The organism is Albidovulum salinarum, from assembly GCF_025673475.1.
GTDB classification, from domain to species: domain Bacteria; phylum Pseudomonadota; class Alphaproteobacteria; order Rhodobacterales; family Rhodobacteraceae; genus Albidovulum; species Albidovulum salinarum.
In genome coordinates this window covers 1-1402 of sequence record NZ_JAOVQO010000060.1, presented here as the reverse complement: position 1 = coordinate 1402, position 1402 = coordinate 1, and the positions used below count along the sequence as shown (strand labels likewise).

Here is a 1402-nt window from a genome sequence, read left to right as displayed (position 1 = left end):
CGCAAGATGGGATGGTTGCCGCCCACCCCTGACGGCATCGCAATGTGCCAAGGTCGTGGTGTCGAGGCCACGTAGCGGAGAGGACGGCAAATGAAGGATACGATGATCGGGGTAGATCTGGCAAAGAATGTGTTCCAGCTCCACGGAGCGTCGATGGCTGGCGAGTTGCGCTTTCGCAAGAAGCTGTCGCGGGCACAGTTCCGCAAGTTCATGGCGGATCATCTCCCGGCCATTGTGGTCATGGAAGCATCCGGCAGCGCCCATTACTGGGCGCGTGAGATGATCGGCCTGGGGCATGAGGTGAAAATGATCGCACCGCAGTATGTGCGCCCCTTCGTGAAGCGCCAAAAGAATGACGCCGCCGATGCCGAAGCGATCGTGATCGCCGCGCAGAGACCGGAAATGCGTTTTGTAGAGCCGAAGTCCGAAGAGCAGCAGGCGATGGCCGTGCTGTTCCGGGCTCGCGAACGCCTGGTCCACCAGCGCACGGATTTGGTGAATGCCATCCGCTCGATCTGCTATGAATACGGCCACGTCATTCCCGTGGGTATCCATCAGGTCAAGCGTATTGCGGCGATCCTGGATGAACCGCATTGCGACCTGCCCGGGCTGGTGCAGGACGAATGCCGGGACCTCCTCGCAGAAATCGCCGCCAAGACAGTTCAGATAGACGCCAAGACCCGGAAGGCTAAGGAACTCATGGCATCTGCCGATGTCGCAAAGCAGCTTCAGACGATGCCGGGTGTCGGACCGATGGTCGCATTGGCGATCACAGCGTTTGTTGCCGACATCAAAAGCTTTCGAAGGGGGCGCGACTTTGCCGCGTGGCTGGGGCTCGTGCCACGGCAACACTCTTCGGGCGGCAAGGTGCGGCTTGGCAGGATCTCAAAGGCAGGCCAACGCGATATCCGGCGTCTGTTGATCATTGGCGCAATGTCACGTCTGAACTGGATGGGGCGGCAATCCATCCCCGAGGGATCGTGGCTGTCGCGCTTGCAGGCTCGCAAACCGAGGATGCTGGTCGCGATCGCGCTTGCGAACAAGATGGCCCGCGCGATCTGGGCCATGCTGACGAAAGGGGAGAACTATAGGGATCCGGCGCTGGCATCGGTTGCGTGATCATCTCATCGCAAGGAACAGCCACGCGCCGGTGAAGGGGGGTACGAAGTCGACGACCAGAATGGGCAAACGATCGAAGCGATCCGGATCGGGAAAACCAGCAGATGGACCGGAGCCTCAAAGCTCGCGCGCAAGATTTTGGACCTGCTCCGCAGATCACCATCCCGGCCAGCGGCAATGAAGGGCCGCACATACAGGCCTGACAGAAGACCGCACTTCGAGCACCTGCCTACTGGATCAGAAACGTCTTGCACCGCGGGCGGCAACCACAGAAGATCCATCT

At 60.3% G+C, this 1402-nt stretch carries 1 protein-coding gene; it reads left to right on the top strand.

Going from position 1 to position 1402, the window contains the following annotated elements:
- Positions 1-90: 90 nt before the first annotated feature.
- Positions 91-1119: an IS110 family RNA-guided transposase gene (locus OEZ60_RS22095; protein ID WP_263341020.1), complete on the top strand. Its 1029-nt coding sequence runs from the start codon at positions 91-93 to the stop codon at positions 1117-1119.
- The last annotated feature ends 283 nt before the right edge of the window (positions 1120-1402 follow it).

Excerpts from the sequence above, each read along its gene's own strand:
- OEZ60_RS22095 (WP_263341020.1), top strand. The coding sequence starts at position 91 with ATGAAGGATACGATGATCGGGGTAGATCTGGCAAAGAATGTGTTCCAG.